At 35.4% G+C, this 24,535-nt stretch carries 23 protein-coding genes; 9 read left to right on the top strand and 14 right to left on the bottom strand.

Annotated features, from left to right (window positions below; genetic code table 11):
- Nucleotides 1–12: 12 nt before the first annotated feature.
- The 11 genes from I5M32_RS02945 to I5M32_RS02900 all read right to left on the bottom strand — a co-directional run bounded on the left by I5M32_RS02945 (nucleotide 13) and on the right by I5M32_RS02900 (nucleotide 7,441).
- On the bottom strand, nucleotides 13–1,326 hold the full coding sequence (locus I5M32_RS02945) for an aspartate kinase (protein ID WP_200584684.1): 1,314 nt from the start codon (nucleotides 1,324–1,326) through the stop codon (nucleotides 13–15).
- A gap of 177 nt (nucleotides 1,327–1,503) precedes the next feature.
- Nucleotides 1,504–1,602 (bottom strand): HepT-like ribonuclease domain-containing protein, encoded by a 99-nt coding sequence (locus I5M32_RS16905; protein ID WP_317193091.1) that lies wholly within the window; start codon nucleotides 1,600–1,602, stop codon nucleotides 1,504–1,506.
- 62 nt (nucleotides 1,603–1,664) lie between these two features.
- On the bottom strand, nucleotides 1,665–1,835 hold the full coding sequence (locus I5M32_RS16815; RefSeq protein ID WP_262895579.1) for a HepT-like ribonuclease domain-containing protein: 171 nt from the start codon (nucleotides 1,833–1,835) through the stop codon (nucleotides 1,665–1,667).
- A complete protein-coding gene (locus I5M32_RS02935; protein ID WP_200584683.1) occupies nucleotides 1,832–2,134 on the bottom strand; it encodes a nucleotidyltransferase family protein in 303 nt (100 codons plus the stop codon). The genes I5M32_RS16815 and I5M32_RS02935 overlap by 4 nt, the downstream gene beginning before the upstream one ends.
- Nucleotides 2,135–2,268: 134 nt before the next feature.
- Complete coding sequence (locus I5M32_RS02930) at nucleotides 2,269–3,705, bottom strand: Glu/Leu/Phe/Val family dehydrogenase (RefSeq protein ID WP_200584682.1); 1,437 nt, start codon at nucleotides 3,703–3,705, stop codon at nucleotides 2,269–2,271.
- 153 nt (nucleotides 3,706–3,858) lie between these two features.
- Nucleotides 3,859–4,065 (bottom strand): CcmD family protein, encoded by a 207-nt coding sequence (locus I5M32_RS02925; RefSeq protein ID WP_200584681.1) that lies wholly within the window; start codon nucleotides 4,063–4,065, stop codon nucleotides 3,859–3,861.
- The gene (gene ccsA / locus I5M32_RS02920; RefSeq protein WP_200584731.1) at nucleotides 4,065–4,730 is read right to left on the bottom strand and encodes a cytochrome c biogenesis protein; all 666 of its coding nucleotides are present in this window, start codon (nucleotides 4,728–4,730) and stop codon (nucleotides 4,065–4,067) included. Before ccsA ends, I5M32_RS02925 begins: the two co-directional genes overlap by 1 nt.
- Before the next feature lie 13 nt (nucleotides 4,731–4,743).
- Complete coding sequence (locus I5M32_RS02915) at nucleotides 4,744–5,403, bottom strand: heme exporter protein CcmB (RefSeq protein ID WP_200584680.1); 660 nt, start codon at nucleotides 5,401–5,403, stop codon at nucleotides 4,744–4,746.
- 22 nt (nucleotides 5,404–5,425) lie between these two features.
- On the bottom strand, nucleotides 5,426–5,758 hold the full coding sequence (gene gldC / locus I5M32_RS02910) for a gliding motility protein GldC (RefSeq protein WP_200584679.1): 333 nt from the start codon (nucleotides 5,756–5,758) through the stop codon (nucleotides 5,426–5,428).
- A gap of 82 nt (nucleotides 5,759–5,840) precedes the next feature.
- Nucleotides 5,841–6,107: a hypothetical protein gene (locus I5M32_RS02905; protein ID WP_200584678.1), complete on the bottom strand. Its 267-nt coding sequence runs from the start codon at nucleotides 6,105–6,107 to the stop codon at nucleotides 5,841–5,843.
- Between the two features lie 2 nt (nucleotides 6,108–6,109).
- Nucleotides 6,110–7,441: a DEAD/DEAH box helicase gene (locus tag I5M32_RS02900; protein ID WP_200584677.1), complete on the bottom strand. Its 1,332-nt coding sequence runs from the start codon at nucleotides 7,439–7,441 to the stop codon at nucleotides 6,110–6,112.
- A 271-nt stretch (nucleotides 7,442–7,712) separates the two neighbouring features.
- Here I5M32_RS02900 and I5M32_RS02895 point away from each other — a divergent pair, with 271 nt between their 5' ends.
- From I5M32_RS02895 to I5M32_RS02875, 5 genes are all read left to right on the top strand, one after another.
- Nucleotides 7,713–9,047 (top strand): dihydroorotase, encoded by a 1,335-nt coding sequence (locus I5M32_RS02895; protein ID WP_200584676.1) that lies wholly within the window; start codon nucleotides 7,713–7,715, stop codon nucleotides 9,045–9,047.
- 228 nt (nucleotides 9,048–9,275) lie between these two features.
- Nucleotides 9,276–9,824 carry a transposase gene (locus I5M32_RS02890; protein ID WP_200584675.1) on the top strand — a complete coding sequence of 183 codons (549 nt, stop codon included), beginning with the start codon at nucleotides 9,276–9,278 and terminating at the stop codon, nucleotides 9,822–9,824.
- Between the two features lie 320 nt (nucleotides 9,825–10,144).
- Nucleotides 10,145–11,983, top strand: coding sequence for a Fe-S protein assembly chaperone HscA (hscA, locus tag I5M32_RS02885; RefSeq protein WP_200584674.1), 1,839 nt, complete (start codon nucleotides 10,145–10,147; stop codon nucleotides 11,981–11,983).
- A 297-nt stretch (nucleotides 11,984–12,280) separates the two neighbouring features.
- Nucleotides 12,281–14,668 carry a penicillin-binding protein 1C gene (gene pbpC, locus I5M32_RS02880; protein WP_200584673.1) on the top strand — a complete coding sequence of 796 codons (2,388 nt, stop codon included), beginning with the start codon at nucleotides 12,281–12,283 and terminating at the stop codon, nucleotides 14,666–14,668.
- Between the two features lie 123 nt (nucleotides 14,669–14,791).
- Entirely contained in the window at nucleotides 14,792–15,892 is a 1,101-nt protein-coding gene (locus tag I5M32_RS02875; RefSeq protein ID WP_200584672.1) for a DUF4172 domain-containing protein, read from the top strand.
- 427 nt (nucleotides 15,893–16,319) lie between these two features.
- Here I5M32_RS02875 and I5M32_RS02870 read toward each other — a convergent pair whose 3' ends face one another.
- Nucleotides 16,320–16,874 carry a DUF5606 family protein gene (locus tag I5M32_RS02870; RefSeq protein WP_200584671.1) on the bottom strand — a complete coding sequence of 185 codons (555 nt, stop codon included), beginning with the start codon at nucleotides 16,872–16,874 and terminating at the stop codon, nucleotides 16,320–16,322.
- A gap of 10 nt (nucleotides 16,875–16,884) precedes the next feature.
- Nucleotides 16,885–17,346, bottom strand: coding sequence for a peptidylprolyl isomerase (locus tag I5M32_RS02865; protein ID WP_200584670.1), 462 nt, complete (start codon nucleotides 17,344–17,346; stop codon nucleotides 16,885–16,887).
- Nucleotides 17,347–17,506: 160 nt separating this feature from the next.
- Between I5M32_RS02865 and I5M32_RS02860 the strand changes: the two genes are divergently transcribed.
- On the top strand, nucleotides 17,507–18,688 hold the full coding sequence (locus I5M32_RS02860; protein ID WP_200584730.1) for an asparagine synthetase B: 1,182 nt from the start codon (nucleotides 17,507–17,509) through the stop codon (nucleotides 18,686–18,688).
- Between the two features lie 50 nt (nucleotides 18,689–18,738).
- Nucleotides 18,739–18,939 carry a hypothetical protein gene (locus I5M32_RS02855; RefSeq protein ID WP_200584669.1) on the top strand — a complete coding sequence of 67 codons (201 nt, stop codon included), beginning with the start codon at nucleotides 18,739–18,741 and terminating at the stop codon, nucleotides 18,937–18,939.
- Here I5M32_RS02855 and I5M32_RS02850 read toward each other — a convergent pair whose 3' ends face one another.
- The gene (locus tag I5M32_RS02850) at nucleotides 18,940–21,255 is read right to left on the bottom strand and encodes an efflux RND transporter permease subunit (RefSeq protein ID WP_234461838.1); all 2,316 of its coding nucleotides are present in this window, start codon (nucleotides 21,253–21,255) and stop codon (nucleotides 18,940–18,942) included.
- Nucleotides 21,256–21,314: 59 nt separating this feature from the next.
- Here I5M32_RS02850 and porZ point away from each other — a divergent pair, with 59 nt between their 5' ends.
- Both porZ and recO read left to right on the top strand, forming a co-directional pair.
- Nucleotides 21,315–23,573: a type IX secretion system anionic LPS delivery protein PorZ gene (gene porZ, locus I5M32_RS02845; protein WP_200584668.1), complete on the top strand. Its 2,259-nt coding sequence runs from the start codon at nucleotides 21,315–21,317 to the stop codon at nucleotides 23,571–23,573.
- Nucleotides 23,573–24,298 carry a DNA repair protein RecO gene (gene recO, locus I5M32_RS02840; protein ID WP_200584667.1) on the top strand — a complete coding sequence of 242 codons (726 nt, stop codon included), beginning with the start codon at nucleotides 23,573–23,575 and terminating at the stop codon, nucleotides 24,296–24,298. The genes porZ and recO overlap by 1 nt, the downstream gene beginning before the upstream one ends.
- The last annotated feature ends 237 nt before the right edge of the window (nucleotides 24,299–24,535 follow it).

Below are 24,535 nucleotides of genomic sequence, written 5' to 3'. Positions count from 1 at the left end.
TTCTTTCTTATTTTAATCAAATAAACGGTTATGTAAGCTCCTCAATGTCTCCACTTTATCCTCACCTTTTATCAAAAACGATAAGTTATGTTCGCTACCTCCGTAAGAAATCATCCTTAAAGGAATATGTTTGATAGATTCTAAAATACGAGAACCAAAACCATGAGAACTAGCGGATAAATCGCCAACAACACAAACAATTGTTTGGTTAACATCAACCTCTACAATTCCAAAATCGCTCAGATCTTTGGTAATTTCTCCTAAATACCCGGTATCATCAATAGTTACAGAAACTGCAACCTCTGAAGTCGTAATCATATCGATAGGAGTTTTGTAGCGCTCAAAAACCTCAAAAACCCTACGTAAAAAGCCATAGGCCAATAGCATACGGCTACTTTGAATTTTAATAGCGGTAATGCCATCTTTTGCGGCAATAGATTTAATTTTTCCTGTTTCGCTTTCGCTCGATATTAAAGTGCCAAAAGCCGATGGCTCCATGGTGTTTAACAACCTTACCGGGATCTTATATTTTTGCGCCGGGAAAACAGATTGCGGATGCAAGATTTTAGCACCAAAATAAGCCAACTCGGCAGCTTCATCAAAAGATAGATGAGAAATTGGTTTTGTTCCTTTTACAACACGGGGATCGTTATTGTGCATTCCATCAATATCCGTCCAGATCTGAACTTCTTCTGCTTTAATGCCCGCACCAATCAACGAAGCGGTATAATCACTTCCGCCACGGCGCAAATTATCAATCTCGCCAAAAGAGTTTCTGCAAATATAACCTTGGGTAATAAACAAATTATTTTTTGGTGCAGCCGCTAATAATGGTGTGAGGTGTTCGGTAATATATTCTACGATCGGCTCGTTATCAGCATCGATCTTCATGAAATCTAAAGCTGGTAATAATACCGATGGCACACCGATTTCTTTCAGATAAACATGATATAAAGTAGTTGATAGTAACTCGCCTTGGGCCACGATAATTTTATCTTCTACTTGGGTAAACAGATCGTTGGCAAAACCATAAAGCAAATCGAAATGATAATCTATCACTTCTTTAGCCTCTGTTAAAAATTCTGGTTTTTCAAAAAGCTCGGTAATAAAGATTTCATATTTATCTTTTAAAGCCTTGATCAAAATAGTAGCCTTGGGTTTATCAGAAGCCAAATATGCTTGCCCTATCTCTACTAAATTATTGGTTGTACCAGATACCGCCGATAAAACCACAATTTGCTTTTCGTTGGCGTTAATGATGTCCAACAGTTTTTTCATCCGCTCTGGACTACCAACCGAAGTACCGCCAAATTTTAAAACCTTCATTTTTGATTAATGTTAAGCCTTTTTATACTGTTTTTAAAAATTGGCTAAAAATAGCTAAAAGCTTTAGATTAGTAGAATTGAATTTGGATTTTTATTGTTGATATCAGAAAATATAATCTAGAAGAATAGATTAGAAGTTTAAATGAGGAAAAAGTTATTAAAATAATAATATTTAGATTAATTCAATAATTGAATAACTTCTTCTTTTAACTTGGGGATGTGATTAACAACAACATTCCAAATTACCATATCGTTAACATTATCATAAGCATGAATAACTTTATTCCTTAAATCTACAATTTGCCTAGCAAATGAAATAGTTATATCGGGCTTAATTTTCAGTAAGATATTACGGCTTCTCCAATAATCTCTAATTCTCTTTCCACGGCTCGCCTTTTAGTTTTATTAGAAATATATTCTTCAAAAATCTTTCTATTTTCTAGATGTTCATCGATAGAAATAATTGAATTTAGGATGTCGGTTAAAAGTTTTTTCTCTTCTAACTTCATAAAAGAAGCATTTTATGATTATTAATACTTTCTAATAAATAAGGATTCTGAATTGTTTTTTCTTCAACTAAATCAACTTCACAATTTAACAAATCTTGTAAGGCATACATTAGATTAAAATAATTATCAGCATAATTATCAAAGTCGGCATTAGGAGAAAAGCTAATTAAAAAATCAATATCACTCTTTTCTTTCATCTCATTTTTAGCTGCACTACCAAAAAGATATGCTTTTTCTACATGATGAGAAAGCATCAATTCTTTTATTGTAGAAAGGTTTTGTTCAATTCGATTTTGCATACTGTTATGAAGGTACTGATTTATATAATATTCTTTACAGATATTTTTAAATTGACATTAAATATGATTATAAACAATAAAGCCATCTCTAATTTCTTAGAGATAGCTTCCAAAATTTTACAATCATAAATTGTTTATGGCCAAATACCCATGTTCATGTAAGAAATAGCGATTTTATCTACCGCTGCTACAAAAGCCGCGGTTCTTAAACTATCTATGTTCTTCTTTAATTTGATTTCTCTAATCTCATGGTAAGATCTAATCATGGTATCTTCTAAACCAGAATTTACCAATTCTAATTCGGTTGCGCCTTTTGCCACCAATAATCTCTGTTGCTGTGTTAAAGTTGTACCGGTAGTTTTTTCTATCAGGTTCATGATATTGATGTTCGAATTCTCATCATATCTACGCCCCATGCGCCCAAAGGCAACGTGAGAAAGGTTTTTTAACCACTCGAAATAAGAAACAGTTACACCGCCAGCATTGGCATACATATCAGGGATAATGATCCCACCGTTTTCTATAAACAAGGCAGCAGCAGCCGGAGTGGTTGGTCCGTTAGCCCCTTCGCCAATAATCTTGGCTTTTATCCTACCAACATTTTTCTCGGTAATTTGGTTTTCTAATGCGGCGGGAACCAAAATATCACATTCTTGTTCTAAACCCTCTGCAGAATTGTTGAAATCTTGTTGAGATTTACTAAAGCCTAAGATAGAGCCCGTTTTTTTTCTATGTTCAAAAACCTCATCTAAATCAAATCCATTTTTATTATAAATGGCACCTTCAAACTCACAGAAACCAACAATGGTAGCTCCAAATTCTATTAAATATTTTGCCGAATGATAACCTACGTTTCCTAAACCTTGTACAATTACCCTTTTTCCTTCTAAACCTGTTGAAAGCCCAATTGCCTTCATATCTTCGGCAACGGAAGTACATTCTCTTATTGCGTAAGCTACCCCACGCCCTGTTGCTTCTCTCCTACCTGCAATTCCGTGTAATGCGATCGGTTTACCGGTTACACAGCCCAAAGCATCTAAAGAACCTGGGTTCATGGTAAGGTAAGTATCTGCTATCCAAGACATTTCACGTTCGCCAGAACCATAATCTGGAGCGGGAACATCTATGCCTGGGCCAATAAAATTTTTCTTGATAAGCTCTACCGTGTATCTACGGGTGATGGTTTCTAACTCGGCAACGGTATAGTTTTTTGGGTTGATTTTAACGCCTCCTTTTGCACCACCAAAGGGAACATTTACTATGGCACATTTATAGGTCATTAAAGCGGCCAACGCCATTACTTCGTCCTCATTAACCATCTCGCTGTAGCGGATACCACCTTTTGTTGGCGACATATGGTGAGAATGTTCTACTCGCCAAGCATGGATGATCTCGAAACTGTTGCCTTTTCTTATCGGGAATTGAAAACGATAAACACTATTACAGGCTTTTATTTGGCTGAGTAAACCTTTATCGTGGTCGGTGTATTTTGCTGCTTGATCTACATATTGGCAAACATCATCATAAAAATGGGGTTCTTCACTAAAAGCAATCTGATTATTATTGGCCATAACGCTTAGTTTTTAATAAATGTGGATTTAATTTTGTTGCAATTTGACGTAAAAAAAATCAATTAAACAAATCAAAAAAACGTTAGTGTGCCATCTACACCATGGTTTTTGTAATAAAAGGTAGCTTTATATTATTTAAACACCATATTTAGACTATTTCCCTTTTTCGATTTTTTTTAATTTTTTATCGATAGTGAAAAGGTAAACAATAAAAGCCGAAAAAAGCAATAACATTACCGTTACTACCACATAGATTTTTCCAGAACTTCTTAACTCATCTGCCATCTCAACTTTGCCATCTTGGGCAAAAGTTAAAACAGACATCAACATCATTATTAAAAACGAACCTAACTTTTTCATCAATTGATCTGATTATTTTTATTCTCTAAAATTCTTATTCTGTATCTGATGGTCATTAACCAAACAGAAATCAATATCCAACCTATAACAGCGGGGTAAAACACCAACCTCATGTTGCTATCCAAATCATAAGTACCAAAACCAGGGTTTCCACCGTTTCCGGGATGTAAGGAATCTGTTAAACGAGGTAAAACAAATAACAGAACAACCATTACGGGGTAAGCAAAAATATTATAGATGGCAGATATTTTTGCCCGCTTTTGTTCTTCATCAATAGAGCTTCTCAAAACAACATAAGCCAAATACATTAATGTAGCTATAGCTGCGCTATTCAGTTTTGGGTCGTTGGGCCAATAATCTCCCCAAGTAAATTTTGCCCAGATCATACCGGAAGTTAAGCCAACAAAACCGAATATAAGGCCTACGTTTACCGATTCTACCGCAACTAAATCGTGGTTTTCATTACTTGAGTTAAGATATTTTATACTGTAAACAACAGAAACCGTATAAATTACGATCATGGAAAACCACATGGGTACGTGGAAATAGAGGTTTCTGATAGATTCGTGAAGGATGGGTAATGTTGGCACATTAATTAAAAGCCCTCCAACTACTGTGTAAAGAACTAATACAGATGCTAGTATTTTCCACCAGCTTTTATACATCATGGTTTAAAATTTAATCTCGCCAAAGGTAAGGAAATAGTAATAAAGAAATAACGATTACAATGGCGTTTATTGCACATAAAACTCCTATTTCTTTATAAGAAACAGACCGGTCTAAACCATCCATTGCATTTTTGGATAGTTTGATTATCAAAATCAATAAAGGTATGATAACCGGGAAACTTAAAATGGCCATTAAAGTTCCATTATTGTTAGCTTTTGAAGCTATTGCGGAAATCATGGTGAATACCGTTGAAAAACTTATCGCACCTAAAATTACGGCTAAAAAATATAGAGGAATATCGCCAACATCGTTTGTGAAAACAATGCTATAAAAAACCAAAGCAACCGTTGCCATCAAAATCATCAATAAAATGTTATAGATTATTTTTGCAATGATAATAGCCTGCGGGCTGGCAATTTGATAATAATATAAAAGCCGCCCTTTGCTTTCTTGCATAAAACTTTTTGCGATGGCGTTAATAGCCGCAAAAAGTAGGATTATCCAGAATAAAGCGTTCCAAACTGTGGGTGGGGTAACTTTAAAAGATAGGTAGCAAACAAAAACAGTAGAAACTACATAGAGCAAAATTCCGTTTAGGGCATATTTAGAACGCCATTCTAAAAGGATTTCCTTTTTTAAAAGATATTTTATTTGGGTAACTAGGTTCATTTATTTTAAACCATTATTTAATTTATTTCTGCTCAATTTCCATCTTTTCTGCAAAATGGGCGCAATAATCCCTTAGATCTTCTACAATGTTTTTTTCACCGGTTGCCCTTAAAAAACTATCTGCCATGGTTTGTAAGGTTTCATAAAAGAAACGTTTCATCTCATCTACGGGCATATCTTTTGTCCAAAGATCTATACGTAAGCTATTTTTAAAATTATGGTCCCATAAGGCCAACATCATAGATTTTACCGCTAAGGCTTCTTTATTTTCTGCATCGGTAGATTCCCAAGTTATATTTTCGGGAACGTTGTTATCATCTAATTCAATGGTAAGTTTAATTTCTGCTTTTTTCATTCTTTGTTTTTATTTTTTATGGCATTAAAGCAATCATAATTTTAACGATAAACATTAAGACAATACATGGTCATGTTGGGCTTCATAATTTTTGCGAAATGATCATCATCGTTACTATCAACAGTACAAATGAACCTTCGATTAGCCAAAGCCATTTGGTGCTGGTAATAAATCTCCTAAATAATATATCGGTTAAAAAAAGTATCAGCGTAAGCGCTAAAGAATAACCCACTTTTGCTGTTATGCTTATTGCAGTATTGCCTTTATCTAAACCTAAAAGACAATAAAACGAATAGGCCAAACATAAGGCAACAACAATATTTAAAGGAGTTAGTTTAATTTTTAACATGCCTATTTATACTTTTTCTTTTTTGCGGCACTCATTTTCATACCTCCGGCTTTAGCTCTTCCTTCTTTAAACTTTTTCTTTTGGCTTAAAGTCTTTTTTTCATGGAAAGCGCCTTTAAAATCTGGGTCTTCTCTTCGCTTCTGATCATCAACCTGTTTGGCAATCAACTGGCGTTCATCGTAACCTGTTTCTTCTATAAATACTTTTTCGGGGATATCTAAAACCGGTATTTGCTGTCTGATTAGGTTTTCTATTTTGTTGATGTAATGTTGTTCTGCAGGGTTACAAAAAGTAATGGCTTTTCCCAAATTGAATGCCCTGCCAGTTCTACCTATCCTGTGCACATAATCTTCATAGATAATAGGCACATCAAAATTTATTACATGGCTTACGTTAGAAACATCAATACCACGGGCGGCAACATCGGTGGCAACCAAAATTCTTACCTCCTCGTTTTTAAAAGAATTGATAGAATTTATACGGGTATTTTGCCCTTTATTGGCGTGTAAAACTTTTACGTGGCTGGCATTAAAACGCCTTAATAAAAATTTATATACGTTTTCTGCATTTGCCCTGCTTCTACAAAAAACGATCAGTTTTTTAACTTCTGGGTCGTCTTCTACAAAAACCTTGAGCAAATTGATTTTAGTCTTAAAATTAGGGACGTGATATAAAATCTGCTCTACCGTAGTTGCGGGTGTTGCTTGGGGCGTAACCTCGATTTTTGTTGGCCAAAGCAAAAAATTTTCTGCTAAAGTTTCTACCCTTTGGTTCATGGTAGCAGAAAAAAGCATATTCTGCCTTTTGCGAGGCACAACTTCTAAGATTTTATTGATCTGGGGCATAAATCCCATATCCATCATCTTATCGGCTTCATCCAAAACCAAAATTTCTAGCTTTTTAGTGATGATATGACCTTCTAAATACAAATCCATAAATCTTCCCGGAGTAGTAATCAGAATATCCACTCCCTTTTTAAGGGCTTCTATTTGAGTTTTAGGCCCCAGGCCTCCATAAATTACCGAAGAGCGTAAATCTGTATATTTAGCATAGGTTTTTACGTTTTCCTCAATTTGCATGGCCAATTCGCGAGTTGGCGCAACAATTAATCCTCTAATGTCATTTCCTTGGGCATATTTCAGCTTCATGATCATGGGTAAAACAAAAGCCGCTGTTTTACCTGTTCCGGTTTGTGCAATGCCTAAAACATCTTGTCCGTTTAAAATAGGAGGAATTGCTTTTTGCTGAATAGGAGTTGGGTTTTCATACCCTGCATCGGCTATGGCATTTAAAACCTGCTTGTTAAAACCGAAATCCTCGAATTTTTTGGACATGCCGCAAAGATACGATTTGATTTAGGATTTTTTGGGGCGGGTGTTTGGTAATCGGTGCTTTTTGTGGTGGCTCGTCTGTGATCGGTATTCGGTGCTTTTTGTTGCGGATGGTTTGTGATCGGTATTCGGTGCTTTTTGTGGTGGCTCGTCTGTGATCGGTATTCGGTGCTTTTTGTGGTGGATGGTTTATAACTTTCAATATAAAACCCCAAAGTTTAAAAAAACACACTCATTATTTAAAATTATAATTTCAATATCCTTACTTTGTTTTATGACTCAATATCTCATCAAAAACGCAACAATCGTTAACGAAGGCAAACAAGAAATTGCCGATGTTTATATCAAAAACCAAAGGATAGAAAAAATCGGAAAGAATTTATACGCAAACGGCGCAAAAGAGATAAATGCCGAAGGCAAATATCTTCTTCCCGGCTTTATTGATGATCAGGTACATTTTAGAGAACCAGGGCTAACCCATAAAGCAGAGATTTATACCGAGGCTAGGGCGGCAGTTGCCGGAGGCATTACCTCTTTTATGGAAATGCCCAATACTGTTCCCAATACTTTAACACAAGAATTATTAGCAGATAAATATGCCATTGGTGCAAAAAAATCTTTAGCTAACTACTCTTTTTTTATGGGGGCTTCTAACGATAATTTAGAAGAAATTTTAAAAACCGATGTAAAAAACGTTTGTGGAATAAAAGTTTTTATGGGCTCTTCTACGGGTAATATGTTGGTAGATAACGAAAAAACTTTAGAAGGGATTTTTAAGAATGCCCCAACTTTAGTTGCTACCCATTGCGAAGATGAGGCCACCATCAGAAAAAATATCGAACTTTTCAAAGAAAAATATGGCGATAATTTAACGACAGAAATGCACCCAATGATCAGAAGTGAAGAAGCCTGTTATCTTTCATCTTCTTTTGCGGTTTCCCTTGCAAAAAAACATAATACCCGACTACATATCTTACATATTTCTACGGGCAAAGAAACTTTTCTGTTCGATCATACCAAACCTTTAAAAGATAAAAGAATAACTTCAGAAGCCTGTATCCATCATCTTTGGTTTTGCGATGAAGATTATAAAACCAAAGGCAACTGGATAAAATGGAACCCGGCTATAAAAACTGCGGCTGATAGAACACAAATTTTAAAAGCGGTTTTAGATAACCATATTGATGTGATCGCCACAGACCATGCGCCTCATACTATAGAAGAAAAATCGCAAAGTTATTCAAAAGCACCGGCCGGCGGCCCGTTGGTTCAACACGCTTTCAATGCGCTGTTTGAGATGTATCACCAAGGTAAAATCTCCTTAGAAAAAATCGCAGAAAAAACCGCCCATAGTTTGGCTATTTGTTTTCAAATAAAAGAACGTGGTTTTATCCGTGAAGGTTATTTTGCAGACCTAGTTTTAGTAGATTTAAACGCGTCATACAAAGTTGACAAAAATAATATTTTGGCAAAATGCGGCTGGTCGCCCTTTGAAGGACAAACATTTAATTCAAAAATCACACATACATTTGTAAGCGGCCATTTGGCTTTCGCCGATGATAAGTTTGACGAGAGCGTTTTGGGAGAAAGATTGAGATTTGATAGATAAAATGATGAAAAATTTTACGTAGATGCAACCCTCGGGTTGCTTAATACGTGTTGCAAAATAAGTGTTGCAAAATAAAGTAGTGCAAAATCCGTGTTGCCAAATAAGTAGTGCAAAATGCGTAGTGCCAAATACGTATGGCAAAATACGTATTGCAAAATAAGTGTTACCAAATTAAGGAAACCAAAATTGAATAACAAACCACAACAGCCCTAGGATCAACCCAACATCATGAAGTACAGGAAAATAATCCGTTTACCAGATTATGATTATTCACAAAGCGGAAATTATTTTATTACGTTTTGTGTCAACCATAGGAGGTGCAGCTTAGGGCAGGTTTCTAATCAAAAAATAAAACTCTCAGAAGATGGGTTGATCGTAGAAAAATGGATAAAAAATGTTTCATCAAAGTTTCCTGAAATATTGATTGATAGCTATGTTATTATGCCAAATCATATTCATATAATCATTGAAATAAATTCTTCTATTGAAAATCCAATATATGCAACGTATGATAAAAAAGAAGAATTTGAAAAATGGCGATTGGCCAGAAAAAATATGTTGATACCTAAAGCCATTAATTATTTAAAATCAAATTCATCTAGAGAAATAAACCTGAAAAATAATGAACAGGGAAACAGGTATTGGCAGTTAAATTATTATGAACATATTATCAGAAACGAGATAGAATATCAAAAAATTGATCAATATATTGAAAACAATCCCATTTTATGGAAGGGTGACAAATTTCATGTGGACGCAACCCTAGGGCTGCCCTAAAATAATTCAGATAATTTTTTACCAGATAAGAAAACATAAGGATAAAATAAATATCCAACAAGGATAACCCGAGGGTTATCCCTACAAAAAAACCAAAAAACCTCAAATTTCAACCTATTAAATTTCATCAACAAGGATAACCCGAGTGTTATCCCTAAAAAAACAAAAAAACTCAAATTTCAACCTATTACATTTTATCAACAAGGATAACCCGAGGGTTATCCCTACAAAAAAAACAAAAAAACTCAAATTTCAACCTATTACATTTTATCAACATCCATTCCTATAAAACATATTACCTTTGGCATAGTTAAAAAAATATGGCAAAAGTTTCAATCAATATAGCTACGGGCTCAATACAAAAAGAAGATATTATTGTAGGGATAGATTTAGGCACTACCAATTCTTTGGTCGCTTTCATCAACCCGGATGGAGATGCAAAAGTAATCAACGATACCGGTAAAGGCGTTTTAGTGCCTTCAGTTATCCATTTTGATAAAACTGGCGATGTATTAATTGGCAATGATGCCAAAGATTTTTTAATATCCGATCCTCAAAACACCATATTTTCGGTTAAAAGATTGTTAGGCCGTTCTTACAAAGATGTTCAAAAACATCAAGATTATTTTTCCTATAAAATCATCGATGATGAAAATGATGAAAGCTTGGTTAAGATAAAAGTTGGAGACAATTTTTATACACCGATAGATTTATCGGCACTTATTTTAAAAGAACTAAAATTAAGAGTAGAACATGCTTTAAAAACCACAGTTTCAAAGGCTGTAATTACTGTCCCTGCTTATTTTAACGACTCTCAACGCCAAGCCACTCGTGATGCTGGGAAATTAGCAGGCTTAGATGTTCTAAGAATTGTGAACGAACCAACTGCTGCCTCTTTAGCTTATGGTATCGGGTTAAACCCCGATGATGAAAAAACCATTGCCGTTTACGATCTGGGCGGAGGAACTTTTGATGTTTCAATCTTAAAAATCCAAAACGGTATTTTTGAGGTCTTGGCAACAAATGGAAATACGTTTTTAGGTGGCGATGATTTTGACCGAGCAATTGTTGATTATTGGATTGCACAAAACAAATTGGAAAAAGATATTCCGATGCAAGAATTGCGCTTAAAAGCCGAAGAAGCAAAAAAATCATTAAGCCATCAGAATTTATTCAATGAGAAAATCGGAGCTATATTTTGCAGCATCGATAAACAAACTTTTGAAAACCTGATCTCAGAAAAAGTTGATGAAACCATACAAGCTTGTGAGAGCGCATTAAAAGATGCGGGTATAAAAACTTCTGAAATAGATGAAGTGATCATGGTTGGAGGTTCTACCAGAACAGATTTGGTAAAGAAACGCGTTGCTAGTTTTTTTGGGAAACCAGTAAACGATACCATAAACCCCGACGAAGTAGTTGCTTTGGGTGCTGCTTTACAGGCAGATGTGCTATCTGGCAACAGAAAAGATATTTTATTGCTAGATGTTACGCCACTTTCTTTAGGCATCGAAACCATGGGCGGTTTGATGGATACCATTATCCCAAGAAATTCTAAAGTGCCTACAAAAGCAGGGCGACAGTATTCTACATCTATAGACGGTCAGGTTAATATGAAAATTGCCGTTTACCAGGGCGAGAGAGATTTGGTTAAAGAAAACAGAAAACTAGCCGAGTTTGAATTGAAAGGAATTCCTTCAATGCCCGCTGGTTTGCCAAAAGTAGATATCAATTTTTTGCTTAACGCCGATGGAATACTTACCATCCAAGCAATTGAGTTACGATCTGGCGTAAAACAACACATAGAAGTGAAGCCAACTTATGGCTTAAAAGATGATGAAGTGGAGCAAATGTTGTTAGATGCCGTAACCCACGCCAAAGACGATGTTGCGCAACGCATGATTGTTGAGGCCAAAACCGAAGGTGAGCAAATGGTTTATACGGTAGAACGTTTCATCAATAAAAACGGCAGTTATTTGAACGAGGAAGAAAAAGTTAAAACGTTAGAATTGGTTGCCAATTTAAAGAATCAGATCAGCAAGTCTGATAAAGACGCTATCCTAAGTGCGGTTGATGCCTTAAATGATTATACCCGCCCTTTTGCAGAAAGATTGATGGATGTTGCTGTTTCACAGGCCATGAAGGGCAAGAATATTTAGATCAAGTTTTTGGGCGTTTTAACACTCCGCCAACTGGCGGATATATCTTTTTTGCCACTTGCGTAATGGCGAAAGGCAAAAAAGCCTGCCCGAATTACAGGCGGGCATGCCAATCCTATCGTTAACGCAATGTTTAGCGTGATATTGAAATTGGTCTTAACTAGCTTTTACAATAAAATCAATACAAGTCTAAAAATTGATTACTATGGTAGTTGAAAATTAAACCTCTGAACCTAAAAATAAGTTTTCTTAATTTTACAGTTGAGGATCCAAAAACATTTGCGGCACAAACTCAAAATGCAATTCAAAAAAATCAGTAAAAAAAAGAAAATCATATCCATTACTGCTTTTTCAATCCTATTTCTATGGTTTTGGTTTTCCTTACCCAAACCACTCTTTAAATCACCAACCTCATATGTTATCGAAGCTGATAATGGTGAATTACTTAGTGCTTCAATTGCAAAAGACGGACAATGGCGATTCCCTTTGAACGATACCGTTCCAAAAAAATTTATTAAATGTATCACCACTTTTGAGGATAAAAGGTTCTTTTACCATCCGGGCGTAGATCCTTTCGCTTTCGGAAGAGCCATTATTCAAAATATCAGAAATAGAAAAATTGTGAGCGGCGGCAGCACTTTAACCATGCAAGTAATTAGGCTTAGCCGAAACAAAAACCGCACATTTTATCAAAAACTTATAGAAATATTATTGGCATTTCGCTTAGAACTCACCTATTCTAAAAAAGAGATTTTAGCATTATATGCTGCCAACGCACCTTTTGGCAGCAATGTAGTTGGTTTAGATGCTGCGGCTTGGCGCTATTTCGGTAGAAAAGCTAGTCAATTATCTTGGGCAGAAATGGCAACTTTGGCCGTTTTACCAAATTCTCCTTCCTTAGTGCATCCCGGTAAAAACAGAAAAACCCTACTCAACAAGCGTAACTCTTTATTAAAGAAGCTATTTGATGAGAAAATAATCGATGAGGAAACAGAAAAATTAGCGCAATTAGAGCCTATTCCATCAGAACCAGTGTCTCTGCCAACTAACGCTCCTCATTTGCTTAACAGGTTTAGAGCAGATTTTAATCCCAAAGAATTTAAGACCACAAAGATAAAGACCACCCTAAAAGCTAATCTGCAAATAAATGTATCCTCAATTCTAAGAAGGTATCATCAACAGTTTAAAGCTAACGGTATAAACAATGCGGCAGCTTTGGTTCTGGATGTTAAAACAGGGAATACTTTAGCTTATGTGGGCAATGTTTATGATCCTTCTAACCCAGAAATGGAAAGTTATGTAGATATGATCGGTGCTTTAAGAAGTCCGGGAAGTACTTTAAAACCTTTGCTGTATGCCAGCATGATGACGGATGGTTTTATTTTACCAAACACCTTGATCCCCGATGTGCCTACCCAAATTGGAGGCTACACCCCAAAAAATTATGACCTAGGTTATGATGGTGCCGTCCCGGCCTCTAAAGCGTTAAGCCGTTCTTTAAATATACCAGCGGTAAAGATGCTGCAACAATACAGATATGAACGTTTTTATTCCCAACTCAAAAAAATGGGTATAAACAGTTTAACCAATCCACCAGATTTCTATGGCTTATCAATGATTTTAGGAGGTTGCGAGGTTTCTATGTGGGAATTGGCAGGCACTTACGCTAGTTTGGCAAGATCGTTAAATCATTATCCGCAGCATCCAGATCAATATGATCCCGCAGATTTTCATGAGCCAACTTATATCACTAAAAAAACACCATCAAAACAAACTTTAGAAAAATCTTCGGTAGCAGATTATGGTTCTTTGTATTATACTTTTATGGCCATGCAAGAAGTGATGCGGCCAGGAGAAGAAATGCTTTGGCAACAATTTTCATCATCTAAAAAAATAGCTTGGAAAACCGGGACAAGTTTTGGGTTTAGGGATGGTTGGGCAGTTGGTTTAACACCAGATTTTGTGGTTTGTGTTTGGGTTGGCAATGCCGATGGAGAAGGGAGACCGAACCTTACGGGGATCCAAACCGCTGCTCCTATCCTATTTGATATTTTTGATTTGTTACCAGAAAAAAGAGAATTTACCATCCCCTATAAAAATTTGGTTAAAACAGATGTTTGCGAAATAAGTGGTTTTAGAGCAGGCGAATATTGTGATAAAAAAACAGCTTATATGCCAATATCGGCAGCCAAAACCAGAATTTGTCCTTATCATCAATTGGTTCATTTAGACCCTACAGAAAAGTACCAAGTCACTTCTGCCTGTGAATCACCAGAACTAATGGTGCATAAAAGTTGGTTCGTTTTACCGCCATCTATGGAGTATTATTACAAAGTGCGTAACAGAGATTATCGTACTTTACCACCAATGAGCCCAAATTGCATGGATGAAAGTGAAAATTTAAGAACCATGGAACTCATTTATCCAAAAAACAATGCTTTGGTTTATATCCCACTAGAAATTGATGGCAAAAGAGGAAAAGTGATTTTTAATGCCGCTCATCGCAATCCAAAAAGTAAGATTTACTGGTCCATTGATAATGAATATATAGCTACCACCACAGATTTCCATCAAATAGCCGTTTCTCCTGATTCAGGGAAACATACCTTAACTTTAGTTGATGATGAAGGGAATAGATTAGTGCAGATTTTTACCGTTTTGGATAAATCAAAGAAAGATAAATAATTTAGCGATGAGCCGATTATCAATCTTAATCGGCTCATGATTTACCTTTTTTTGAGCCGATTAAAATTTTAATCGGCTCATAATTTTATTATATTTGAGCCGATTAATTAATACATTCGGCTCATGGATTATAACTGGCAAAGAGAAAATTGGCCTAATTTTACGTATTCAACCGTTGATATAAAAGCAATCTCTATTGCTTTTGCACAAGAACTTGGGCTGTTAAACGGGTTGCTATTGGGTTTAAATGAAGGCTTTAAAAAAGAATCTTTATTAGAATTATTAAAGGAAGAAGCCATTAAAACCTCTGAGATTGAAGGTGAGTTTATGAGCAAAGATGATGTAATGTCATCCATAAAAAACAACCTTGGGATAAAACCCTCTAAAATTGTTAAAGATAAAAGGGCAAACGGAGTGGCCAATTTAATGGTAGAAGTTAGCCAGATTGAAAATAAAACATTAACAAAAAAATTAATCTGTGATTGGCATAAAGTTTTGCTAAGCCATGATAAATCAATCAATACAGGAGCATGGCGAAAAGGTGCTGAGCCGATGCGGATAATTTCTGGTTCTTATGGTGAAGAGAAAGTACATTTTGAAGCACCACCTTCTACAAATGTAGCTGCCGAGATGAAAGATTTTTTCAACTTCTTTAATAACGGAGTTATTAAAGTGGAAGATATTATTTCTAAAGCTTTAATAAAAGCTGCCATTGTACACCTTTATTTTGAAACAATCCATCCTTTTGAAGATGGTAACGGGCGTATTGGGCGGGCATTGGCAGATGCTGCGCTATCTCAAACATTAAAACAACCCGTCCTTATTTCACTATCTAAAACCATAGATAAAAATAAGAAGCTGTATTATGCACAACTAAAAAACGCACAAAAGAGCTTAGATGTAACGGAGTGGGTCAATTATTTTACCCGGGTTTTATTAGATGCGCTCAAAAACGCAAAAAATGTAATTGAGTTTACTTTAAAAAAATCGATGTTTTTTGAAAAGTTTAAACAACAATTAAATGCCCGTCAGTTAAAGGTTATTAATAAAATGATGGAAAAAGGAAGCGAAGGTTTTGAAGGCGGTATGACTGCCAAGAAATATATTTCAATCACTAAAACATCTAAAGCAACGGCCACAAGAGATTTGCAGATGCTACAAGAAATTGATGTTCTTAAACAAGAAGGAGCAGGAAGATCTATCAGTTACCAGTTGAAGATTTGATTTCAAAAAAAATTGTCCTAAAAAGAGAAATCCGTCATGCTGTTCGCCAGCTGACGGATTAAGCGTCTAATTTTCAGATTGTTAAACTACATGAGAATCATTCTGATAAGATTCCGATTAGCCAGCCGGCCAACGGAATGACACTAAATTTTTAAGACAATCTTTTAAATATTCTTTGAAACCATTCTACAAGGCTTTAAAGATTGAAGCTAGATTCCCGCCTTTTTTCGGGCAGGCTTTTTTCTTGTCATCCTGAGCGGAGCTGCCTTTTTTGCTGTCATCCTGAGCATTGTCACTCTGAGCATTATCACTCTGAGCATTGTCACTCTGAGCATTGTCACTCTGAGCGGAGTCGAAGAGGGAGTTGCGAAGGACAGAAAAAAGATATATCCGCCAATTGGCCGAGTGTTAAAACGCCCTAATAAAATTAAGGGGTTTTACTTCCTCCGGTTTTCTTAACTGCAGCACTTTTTGTATTTGCTACTTTTTGGTTTTTTGGTTTAGCCGTTGCTGCTTTTGGCTTGGCAACCTTTATTTCTTTCCTCGTTTCCTTAATGTCACTTGTTTTTTCTGCATCTTCGGTTAATTCTGCTTTTGCTTCTTTTTCAGAAAATAGTGGCATATCCTTTAACAAGTGAAACCAAGAAACTATTTTCTTAATATCAGAAGAGTAAACCCTTTGTTCATCATGATCTGCGGCAACTTCAAAAAAGAAAGCCCTTAAAACTTTGCCATCTGCTTTTGCATCGGGCACTTCTTTGGCTGCTTTCATTTTCTCAAAAACATCTTTTAACCTTAAATCTTCATCGTTACCGTAAATGGTAATATCATCTAGCGAGGCTAATTTAGCCGTAGATATGTTTACGATAGTTTTAGATTTTGCATCATCCAAACTTTCTAAAATATAGCCAGATTTATTCTGACCTATCAATTTGTATAACCCTGGCTTGCCAGATACGGCAACTAAACCTGCTAAATTCATCTTATTTTTATTAATCTTCTATTAAATCAATAGATAAAATTCTATCTCCTTGTTTGATATCGTCCACAACATCAACATTATCTATCACTTTACCAAAACAAGTATGGTTACGATCTAAATGTGCGGTGTTGTTACGGCTGTGGCAAATAAAAAATTGGGAACCTCCTGTATTTCTACCGGCATGTGCCATAGATAAAACGCCCCTATCGTGGTATTGGTTTTCTCCGTTCAATTCGCAATCTATATGGTAACCAGGGCCGCCAGAACCAGCTTTATAGGCTGTTGCATCGTCTTTAGAAAAAGGGCAACCACCTTGGATCACAAAATCTGGAAGTACCCTGTGAAAAGTTAATCCGTTATAAAAACCTTCTTTTGCTAATTTCTTGAAATTTTCTACTGTTTTTGGAGCGTCTTTTTCGTAAAATTCTACGGTCATATCGCCTTTGGCAGTTTTTATTATCGCTTTGCTCATTATTTATATTTTTTGGAAGCTGCAAAATTAACAAAATTTTTAGGGATGCTAAACGTTTTAATGCTTTATCCTTAAATTAGAGGAAATGAAAAAACTTGCACTGCTATCTATCATCATCCTACTCTCTGCCAAAAGTTTCGCCTCATCTATTTTAATCAATATGGATGAAGCCCAAAGAAATCATTTAAAAGCTTATGGCATTGCATTTTATACCTTACAAAAAGGAATTGCAGTTGATTGGCTTTTGAACTATAAGGGTGGTAGTTTTTTAATCGATTATAATCAAAATATAGAAAACGAATTAAAAATTAGGGGCGTTAGCTACAATGTGATCGCTGATGCTAAAGTTAACGCTATTTTGACAGAAATTAACAATCCGGAAGTGAACATGGAAATTGTTAAATTAGAGAAAGCACCCAAAATTGCCGTTTATTCTCCAAAAAGCAAGCTTCCTTGGGATGATGCCGTTACCATGGTTTTAACTTATGCAGAAATTCCTTACGATGTGATCTATGATGAAGAAGTGATCGGAGGCAAATTACCAGAATATGATTGGCTGCATTTACACCACGAGGATTTTACGGGACAATATGGGCGATTTTGGGCAAATTACAGAGGTGCCAGTTGGTACCAGGCCGATGTTAGGCAACAGGAAGCTACCGCAAAAAAATTAGGCTTTAGCAAAGTTTCACAAATGAAATTGGCGGTAGCAGAAAAAATAAGGGATTTTTGTAGCGGAGGGGGTTTCCTTTTTGCCATGTGCTCTGGTACGGATAGTTTTGATATAGCCCTTTCTGCAGCTGGTATAGATATTTGCGAACAAATGTTTGATGGCGATGGCGTTACGCCAAATGCGCAATCGAAATTAGATTATAACCAAACCTTTGCTTTTCAAAACTTTAAGCTAGATCTAAACCCCATGAATTACGAGTTTTCTGATATTGATGTTACCAATACCAGAAAAGTTGATAGGGCAAACGATTATTTCACTTTATTCGATTTTTCTGCCAAATGGGATGTAGTGCCTACGATGTTAACCCAAAACCACGAGAAAGTGATCAAAGGGTTTATGGGGCAAACTACCGCTTTTAGAGAGACTTTGCTAAAGCCCAATGTGTTGGTTTTAGGCGAATTAAAATCTGCCGGGGAAGCCAGATATATACATGGCGACCTTGGGAAAGGCTCTTGGACTTTTTATGGCGGCCATGATCCAGAAGATTATCAACACATGGTTGGCGATCCTCCAACAGATCTAAATCTATATCCAAACTCACCGGGCTATCGTTTAATACTGAACAATATATTGTTCCCGGCAGCTAAGAAGAAAAAACAAAAAACATAGTTAGGTTTTGGTAGAGATTTTGCTAATAATTTACTGTAACAAGTAAAAACATGCTAAGAAAATCTATACCTACCTTTAAAATTGGAATATTAGTTACAGCTATTGGTTTAGGTCTTTATTTTTTTAAAGCCGATTATGGGAAGTTTATAATGGGGATTGGATTGTTTACCATTTCAATTGCTATGATCCTTTATATACTGTATATGTTTAGAAGATACGGCGAGAAGAAAAAATCGGCGTTAAAACCCTAATCATGATTGCTTTTTACTGAAAGTTAATAAAATAGCAGGTAAAAATATAAGATTAAAAAGCATAGAGAGCACTAATGTTATCGCTAATAAAGTCCCTAATGCTACTGTACCACCAAATGTTGAAAAGGCAAACACCCCAAACCCAAAAAATAAAATAATTGCGGTATAAATCATGCTCAAACCTGTTTCTTTAATTGTTTTTGAAACTATTTGTTGTACAGAAAAACCACTTAACAATTCTTGCTGGTACCGTGTTAAAAAATAAATGGTTTGATCGGATGCAATACCCAAAGCAATGCTAAAGATCAATACGGTTGATGGTTTTAAAGCTAAACCAAAGTACCCCATTAAACCTGCCGTAATAAACAAAGGGATTAAATTGGGAACCAAGGAAATGATGATCATTTTAAAGCTTCTGAATAAAACAAGCATAATCATAGCGATTAAAAACACCGCCAAAAGCAAGCTTTGCCTTAAATTTTTTAAAAGGTAATTTGTGCCCTTAACATACATTACCACTGGCCCAGTAATATTAACATTGTATTTGGCCGGATTAAAAATTGCATTTACTTTTGGTTTTAGATCCACCAATAATTGGTTCACTTTTTCAGAACCTACATCTTTCATTTGGAAAGTTATCCTTGTAGTTTGTTTATCCTCATCCAAAAAGTTATTCATTAAATTGTTTTGTTTGCCTGTATTTGCAACGTAAAGTAAAATGAAATCTTTTTCCATCTCGTTTGGTAACCTGTAAAAAGCCGGTTTACCGTTATAAAATGTTTGTGAAGTATATTTAAGAACATTATTTATCGAAAAAGATTTGCCGAACTCTGGATATTGATGAATCAACTGGTCTAATTTCTCTATTTTTTTTAGGTTATATAGTTTGATGATCCCGTTTTTTCGCTTTGCATCAATACTGAATTCTAAAGGCAAAACCCCCTTAAAAGTAGCTTCAAAAAACTTCAAATCTTGATAAACTGGGTCGTTTTTAGGTAAATCATCTACAACAAAACCGTTTGTACTAATTTTAGAAACGCCTATTGCCCCAAAAATCAATAAAAATAGAACTCCTATGTAAACCCATTTTCTCTTGCGTATAACTATTTCAATTATTTTGTTTAAAAACCCATCAAAAATATTTGTTTTAACTTCTTTAGATTCTTTTTCGATTTTTAGATAGCCGAGGATGATAGGCAACATTACCAAAAAGATCATCCATGTCAACATTACCCCTATCGCCGCCGTTATCCCAAATTCTTTTAAAACATCGCTATTGGTAAAATAAAGTACGCCAAAACCTATCGCCGTGGTTAAGTTGGCGATAAATGTAGTCAGTGAAATTTTTTGGATGGTTATCCTTAATGCTTCAATTTTATCCTGACCATTTTGTAGTTCCCCTTTGTATTTATTGATGATTAAAATACTGTTAGGGATGCCGATAATTACCATCAATGGAGGAATAACGCCTGTTAACAAGGTAATCTCATAACCGCAGCTCGCCATAAAACCAACGCTCCAAATAACACCAAAAAGCACCAAAAGAATGGGGTAAAAAATCATAGCCCAAGAGCGATAAAATAAAAACAAAATGATCGCCGATATCAAGATAGACAAACCCAAAAACAAAATAAATTCTTTGGCAACCAAAGCACTCACCACAGATTTAATATAAGGCAAGCCTGATAAATGGATTTTCACATTCTCCACATTCTCAAAGTTTTTTACCAGATTTTGAATTTTGTTTATCAGTTTATTTCTAGCGGGGGTTTGCATTACGCCATCATCAAAAGTAATGGCTATAATGGTGGCATCTTTATCGAGATTAAATAACAAACCTTCATAAAATGGTTGTTGAGAAAGTATATTTTTAATGCTATCCAGATCACTTTGGTTTTGGATCGGATGATCACTAATGGGATTAAATTTAAACTTTCTGTGAATGGTATCTTTGGCTAAAAGCGGTAAATTGGTAATTGAAAGCACTTTCTTTATGCCTTTTAATTTTTGCAGTTCATTGTTTAAGAATTGCCAATTATTAAAAAAATCCTTTTTAAAAAGCCGTGGACTTTTTACACCCAAAACCATGGCGTTTCCATCTTCTCCAAATTTTTGCTCAAATTTTTGATAGGCGATATAAGTGCTATCTGTTGTTGGTAAAATTTTACCTGGGTTAAAGGCCAGTTTTACATTTGTGGCTTTATACCCTAAAAAAAAAGTAATTAAAATGAAGGTTGCTGGTAGAAATTGTTTTTTTGAAAGGATAAATTTGGCCAAATTGGTCCACATAGAATTTTTTTTTAGGATAAAGATCAAAACTACATAAATTGCTTGATGTGCTTTGTAATTGAATTACGTATTTTAGTTGGCGATAGATGAAAAAGATTTTATGCTATTTTATATTACTATACTCAAGTATTTGTAATGCTCAGCAAGTTCCTTTGGGGCAATGGCGAACACATTTACCTTATAATCAGGTTTTAAGTGTTGCTGAAAGTGCTACCCAAACATTTTGCGCTACAACGGGCGGCATTTTTAGTGTAGATAACAAAACCGGAGAGCTAAGGAAACTATCAACCATAGATGGTTTATCTGATGTAAAATCTACTTTATTGGCTTATAATACCGCCACGCAACAAACACTAATAGCTTATCAAAACAGCAAAATAGACCTTTTAAAAAATAATGAGATTACCCACCTAAATGAAATTTTTGATAAAAAAGGACTGGGTAATAAAACTATTAATGCCGTAACTTTTAAAGATCAGTTTGCTTATTTAAGTTGCGGTTTCGGGATCGTTGTTTACGATTTAGAGCGAAAGGAAGTAAAAGACACCTATTTTATAGGGAGCCTTGCCAGCAATTTAGAAATATTTGAAATTGCCATTGATGATCAAAATATTTATGCAGCTACCGCCGATGGCATTTACGTTAACAGATTAGATAACGCTGCAATAACCGATGCTTCAACATGGTTTAAGCAAGGGGTTTCGCAAGGTTACCCGGGTGGCATAAGTAAATCTATCACAAGCTTTAACGGATCTATTTATGGTGTTTTTGATAAGGGGATTTATAAATTCAAAAATAACGCTTGGCAACCTACCAATATTTTTGCACCAAACGTTTATAAATTAAAAACCTGTAAAAACCAACTTTTAAGCATTGCTAAGTTTAGGATCATCAGTTATGACGATAATGAGAACATCAATAAAAACATCCAAAATACAGCTAATTTCTCAAATGCCAATGATGCGATCATCAACCAAGAAAATGAGTTTTTAATAGCCGATGGCAATAAAGGATTGGTTAAAACAACAGATGGTAATTCTTTTGATTTTGTTTTACCCAACGGGCCAAATACCACCAGCGTACAAAATTTGAATTTCAATAACGGAAGGGTGGTTTTATCTCCCGGTACTATTTCACAAAACATTTCGCCAGGTTTTAATAACGATGGTTTTTCGATTTTTGAAAATGAAACATGGAAAAGTTATAGCTCTACGAATACGCCGGCTTTTAACCCGATAAGAGATTTGGTTATTTCTGCGCCTTTAGCCTCATCAAAAAATATCTTTTTAGGCTCTTTTTTAAACGGGGTTTTAGATTTTAACACAGAAAATTCGACTTTGAAAATCTATGATCAAAACAACAGTTCTTTACAAACAACGATCGGCGATCCATCAACCATCCGCATTAGCGGTTTAGCTTTTGATAGCGATGGTAAACTATGGGTAACTCAATATGGTGTCTCAAAACCTTTATCGGTTAAAACCAAAGATAACCAATGGACGGCTTATGGTTTCCCAAACGAAATCCCAGATCCTTTTGCAAGTGTTACTAAATTATTGATCGATCAAGAGGATAATAAATGGTTAAGTATAAGAAATGCCGGATTATTGATTTTTAACGGAAGTATTTCTAAAAAACTAGGTTTCAACCTAAATAATGGCGGCATCCCTGGGTCCAACGTTAACGCTTTAACTTTAGATAAAGACGGCGCAATTTGGATAGGCACAGATCAAGGCGTAGCGGTAGTTTACAACCCCGATAATGCTTTTAATGGGCAAAATGTAGAAATACCAAATTTAATTGATGGGAAGTTTCTAAAACCGCTGTTAGCAACAGAAAATGTGAACTGCATTAGCGTTGATGGTGCAAACAGAAAATGGATAGGTACTAATAACGGGGTTTGGCTCTTTAGTGCAGATGGTTCTAAACAAATTTTAAATTTTAACACCAATAACAGTCCGCTATTAAACAATGCCGTTTTAAGCATAGCGATCAATGATGAAACAGGAGAAGTTTTTATGGGGACGGCAAGCGGTATTATTTCTTATCGTGGGGATGCTACAGAGCCTGTTTCTAAAATGAAAAAGGTAATCGCTTACCCAAACCCCGTAAGGCCGGGATATACAGGGACAATCGGTATTAAGGGTTTAGCAAACAATGTCTCTGTTAAGATTACCGATATTAACGGAAACCTAGTTTATGAAACAACTGCAAATGGAGGCACTGCAACATGGAATGGTAAAAACTTTAATGGCCAAGCTGCTTCAACTGGGGTGTATTTAATATTGGTTGTGAACAAAGACGGGAGTGATACTGCCGTTTCTAAAATCTTGATCGTAAGATAATGCTACATAAAAGCCGTGGTATAGTTTTAAGGGTAACGGATTATTCTGAGAATAGCGTGATCGCTAAGATTTACACCTCTAAATTTGGGTTGCAATCTTATTTGATCAACGGCGTAAAAAAGCCTAAAGCAAAGATCAGATCCAATATGTTGCAACCATTGCACCTTTTAGATTTGGTGGTTTACCATAAACCAAACGGTAATATACAACGTATTTCTGATGCCCGTAGCGAACCCATTTTACAAAGTATCCCTTATGATATAGCCAAAAGTGCCATTATCATTTTTATGAACGAGATGATCTACAAATCTATAAAACAACAACATGAAGACGAGGTGATGTTCCATTTTATAGAAAAAAGTATCGAGCTATTAGACGAAAGCAAAAAAGGGTTTGCCAATTTCCATCTCATCTTTTTGGTAAAACTAACCCGCTTTTTGGGTTTTTATCCAGATTTGAGCGATGCTTCGCGATTTCATTTTTTCGATTTAGTTGCGGGAAATTTTGTGGCCAAGCAACCTCCACATATTCATTTTATAGAAGAAAAATACATTAACATTTGGGTTTCTTTACTCAACAGCTCTATAGATAATTTTTATAATCTGCGGTTAAATGCACACTCAAGAAAATACCTCCTTCAAAAAATAATAGATTACTACACTTTGCATATCGAGGATTTTGGGCAGGTAAAGTCCAATTTGATATTAGAAGAGGTTTTGAACTAAAATCTTCATTCTTCTTCTCATCATTTCAAAGTTAAAAAACAGTTCTTTATAAAATACTTTCCGCAAATCTCGCCGATTAATGCAGGTTATTAGCGGTCGCTTTATATCTTTCATGCTTTCATAATTAAATTAATTCTCCATATCATAAATATTGATTAACTATTTCAACTAATAAAAAAATTCCTTAAACCAAAAAAGGGCAACATTAAATGCTGCCCTTGGGTTAATCTAAGTTTT

Origin of the sequence: Pedobacter segetis (genome assembly GCF_016623585.1) — a bacterium.
Lineage (GTDB): Bacteria > Bacteroidota > Bacteroidia > Sphingobacteriales > Sphingobacteriaceae > Pseudopedobacter > Pseudopedobacter segetis.
This window is presented reverse-complemented; position numbering and strand designations above follow the sequence as displayed.

Bases quoted from the DNA above. Each gene is read 5' to 3' on its own strand.
- I5M32_RS02945 (WP_200584684.1), bottom strand. From the start codon at position 1,326: ATGAAGGTTTTAAAATTTGGCGGTACTTCGGTTGGTAGTCCAGAGCGG.
- I5M32_RS16815 (WP_262895579.1), bottom strand. From the start codon at position 1,835: ATGAAGTTAGAAGAGAAAAAACTTTTAACCGACATCCTAAATTCAATT.
- I5M32_RS02935 (WP_200584683.1), bottom strand. From the start codon at position 2,134: ATGCAAAATCGAATTGAACAAAACCTTTCTACAATAAAAGAATTGATG.
- I5M32_RS02930 (WP_200584682.1), bottom strand. From the start codon at position 3,705: ATGGCCAATAATAATCAGATTGCTTTTAGTGAAGAACCCCATTTTTAT.
- I5M32_RS02925 (WP_200584681.1), bottom strand. From the start codon at position 4,065: ATGAAAAAGTTAGGTTCGTTTTTAATAATGATGTTGATGTCTGTTTTA.
- ccsA (WP_200584731.1), bottom strand. From the start codon at position 4,730: ATGTATAAAAGCTGGTGGAAAATACTAGCATCTGTATTAGTTCTTTAC.
- I5M32_RS02915 (WP_200584680.1), bottom strand. From the start codon at position 5,403: ATGAACCTAGTTACCCAAATAAAATATCTTTTAAAAAAGGAAATCCTT.
- gldC (WP_200584679.1), bottom strand. From the start codon at position 5,758: ATGAAAAAAGCAGAAATTAAACTTACCATTGAATTAGATGATAACAAC.
- I5M32_RS02905 (WP_200584678.1), bottom strand. From the start codon at position 6,107: ATGTTAAAAATTAAACTAACTCCTTTAAATATTGTTGTTGCCTTATGT.
- I5M32_RS02900 (WP_200584677.1), bottom strand. From the start codon at position 7,441: ATGTCCAAAAAATTCGAGGATTTCGGTTTTAACAAGCAGGTTTTAAAT.
- I5M32_RS02895 (WP_200584676.1), top strand. From the start codon at position 7,713: ATGACTCAATATCTCATCAAAAACGCAACAATCGTTAACGAAGGCAAA.
- I5M32_RS02890 (WP_200584675.1), top strand. From the start codon at position 9,276: ATGAAGTACAGGAAAATAATCCGTTTACCAGATTATGATTATTCACAA.
- hscA (WP_200584674.1), top strand. From the start codon at position 10,145: ATGGCAAAAGTTTCAATCAATATAGCTACGGGCTCAATACAAAAAGAA.
- pbpC (WP_200584673.1), top strand. From the start codon at position 12,281: ATGCAATTCAAAAAAATCAGTAAAAAAAAGAAAATCATATCCATTACT.
- I5M32_RS02875 (WP_200584672.1), top strand. From the start codon at position 14,792: ATGGATTATAACTGGCAAAGAGAAAATTGGCCTAATTTTACGTATTCA.
- I5M32_RS02870 (WP_200584671.1), bottom strand. From the start codon at position 16,874: ATGAATTTAGCAGGTTTAGTTGCCGTATCTGGCAAGCCAGGGTTATAC.
- I5M32_RS02865 (WP_200584670.1), bottom strand. From the start codon at position 17,346: ATGAGCAAAGCGATAATAAAAACTGCCAAAGGCGATATGACCGTAGAA.
- I5M32_RS02860 (WP_200584730.1), top strand. From the start codon at position 17,507: ATGGATGAAGCCCAAAGAAATCATTTAAAAGCTTATGGCATTGCATTT.
- I5M32_RS02855 (WP_200584669.1), top strand. From the start codon at position 18,739: ATGCTAAGAAAATCTATACCTACCTTTAAAATTGGAATATTAGTTACA.
- porZ (WP_200584668.1), top strand. From the start codon at position 21,315: ATGAAAAAGATTTTATGCTATTTTATATTACTATACTCAAGTATTTGT.
- recO (WP_200584667.1), top strand. From the start codon at position 23,573: ATGCTACATAAAAGCCGTGGTATAGTTTTAAGGGTAACGGATTATTCT.